Annotated in this window: 3 protein-coding genes; 2 read left to right on the forward strand and 1 reads right to left on the reverse strand. The window is 59.9% G+C overall.

Annotated features, from left to right (window positions below):
• Window positions 1–31: 31 nt before the first annotated feature.
• A complete protein-coding gene (gene ilvA / locus JV201_RS15320) occupies window positions 32–1051 on the reverse strand; it encodes a threonine ammonia-lyase, biosynthetic (protein WP_219405658.1) in 1020 nt (339 codons plus the stop codon).
• Window positions 1052–1309: 258 nt separating this feature from the next.
• On the opposite strand from ilvA, the gene JV201_RS15325 reads away from it, so the two are divergent.
• Both JV201_RS15325 and map read left to right on the forward strand, forming a co-directional pair.
• Window positions 1310–1513 carry a ParD-like family protein gene (locus tag JV201_RS15325; RefSeq protein WP_003215288.1) on the forward strand — a complete coding sequence of 68 codons (204 nt, stop codon included), beginning with the start codon at window positions 1310–1312 and terminating at the stop codon, window positions 1511–1513.
• The coding region (gene map / locus JV201_RS15330) for a type I methionyl aminopeptidase (RefSeq protein WP_219407184.1) at window positions 1510–2255 on the forward strand (746 nt) is incomplete at its 3' end. The genes JV201_RS15325 and map, both read left to right, overlap by 4 nt.

A 2255-nucleotide genomic window follows, 5' to 3' on the forward strand; every position in this document is an offset into this window, starting at 1 on the left:
AACTAAATTAAATATTCATTAGATTAAACGTTTAACCTGCTTGAGCCGCCACTCGCTCTGCAACATGCCGCAAACTATCAAAGTTAATATTGGCCCCGGAGTTGATCGCCACCCATGTTTGCCCCTGGATCCCGGTGTTCGCGACATGCTTGCGGATACCGGCCACCGCCAGCGCCCCCGATGGTTCGGTAATTGATCGTGTATCGTCGTAGATCAGCTTGATGGCGCTGCACAGCTCGTCATTGCTGACGGTGATCACCTCATCCACATGGTGTCGGCAGATTTCAAAACCATGGGCGCCTATCTGGGCCACTGCAGTCCCGTCGGCGAAGCTGTCGACACTTGGCAGCACCACTCGACTCCCCGCGCGCAAGGCTGCCAGCAGGCAACTGGAGCCTTCGGGCTCGACGCCGATGATGCGCACTTCGGGGCGCAGGTATTTGACGTAGGCCGCGATACCGGCAATCAATCCGCCGCCGCCCACGGGGACAAAGATCGCGTCCAGCGGGCCCTGCTGTTGACGCAGCACTTCCATGCCCACGGTGCCCTGCCCGGCAATCACGTCCGGGTCGTCGAACGGCGAGACAAAGGTACTGCCGGTGGCCTCGGCCAGTTGCAACGCGTGGGCCAGGGCGAACGGAAAGCTGGCCCCATGCAACACCGCCTCGCCGCCTCGGGAGCGCACGCCCAACACTTTCAACTCAGGGGTGCTGCACGGCATGACAATCGTCGCCTTGATCCCCAACTCCCGCGCCGCCAATGCCACGCCCTGGGCATGATTACCCGCAGAAGCAGTGATCACGCCCCGCGCCTTTTGCTCGGCACTGAGCTGCATCAGTTTGTTGTAGGCGCCTCGAATCTTGAAGGAAAAGGTCGGTTGCAGGTCCTCACGCTTGACCAGGATCTGATTGCCCAGCAATGCCGACAGCGCCGGCGCCACCTGCAACGGCGTACGCACCGCCAGGTCGTAGACCGGGGCGGCCAGGATCTTCTTCACGTAGTGCTCAAGCAATCCCGAATCCAGGGGCTGGCTCGCGGGGCGGGTACTCATGGATGTCTCCTGGGTGTTTGCAGGGCCCTGGAGACGGAAAAACAAAACCCGCCTCTAGGGCGGGTTTGGGTACAGCCGAGCGCTATCCCGCCAAATGAGGAATGGCGGTAATAATGCTTGGCTGGCAACGAAAGGTTTGAAATGTCATGAATCAAAATTAACCGGCGCCACCGGGCAAGTCAATGGCGAAACGCCAGGCTTTACGCGGAGCATACGAAACGTATACGCTTTGTATATCAACTCTGCACAGTGAAGCTCATGGGCATCGTCAAGATCACCGACCAATTGCACGAACAACTCCGTCTGGCCAGCGCCACCATGGACCGTTCCATCAACGCCCAGGCCGAGTTCTGGATCAAGATCGGCCTGCTCGCCGAACTCAATCCACACCTGGCCTATAACGACCTGATCAACAAACTGTTGCTGGACAAGCCCGACCTGATCCGGGGGCGCAGCGAATGATCAAGACCACCGAACAACTTGCCGTGATGCGCGAATCCGGCCGCCTGTTGGCCCAGGTGTTTACCATGCTCGACGGTTTTGTCGCCGCCGGCCAGTCGACCCTGGAGATTGATAGTGCGGTGGAGGCCTTCATCCGCAATGACCTGCAATCGCGGCCGGCGAGCCTGGGCCAGTACGACTACCCCTTCTGCATCAACACCTCGATCAACGAGGTGGTGTGCCATGGCATGCCCAGCGCCAAGGCCGTGCTCAAGGACGGCGACATCGTCAACATCGACATCACCCTGGAGAAAGGCGGCTATATCGCCGACTCCAGCAAGATGTACATGATCGGCAATGTCTCGCCCAAGGCCCGGCGCCTGGTGGAAATGACCTTTGAAGCGATGTGGGCCGGCATCCGCCAGGTCAAGCCCGGCGCACGCCTGGGGGATATCGGCTACGCCATCCAGAACCATGCCCAGAGCAACGGCTACAGCGTGGTGCGTGAATATTGCGGGCATGGCATTGGCCGCGAGATGCACGAAGACCCGCAGATCCTGCACTTCGGCCGCCCCGGTACCGGAATGGAACTGTGCGAAGGCATGGTGTTTACCATTGAGCCGATGCTCAACCAGGGCAGCGCCAAGGTGCGCAGCTTGAAGGATGGCTGGACGGTGGTGACGCGGGACAACAGCTTGTCGGCACAGTGGGAACATACCGTGGCGGTGACGCGGGATGGGTTTGAGGTGTTGACGTTGCAGCC

The sequence above is a fragment of the Pseudomonas sp. Colony2 genome (assembly GCF_019382755.1).
GTDB lineage: Bacteria > Pseudomonadota > Gammaproteobacteria > Pseudomonadales > Pseudomonadaceae > Aquipseudomonas.

What these genes read in the sequence shown, in the direction of transcription:
- JV201_RS15325 (WP_003215288.1), top strand. Translation starts at nt 1,310, where the DNA reads ATGGGCATCGTCAAGATCACCGACCAATTGCACGAACAACTCCGTCTG.
- ilvA (WP_219405658.1), bottom strand. Translation starts at nt 1,051, where the DNA reads ATGAGTACCCGCCCCGCGAGCCAGCCCCTGGATTCGGGATTGCTTGAG.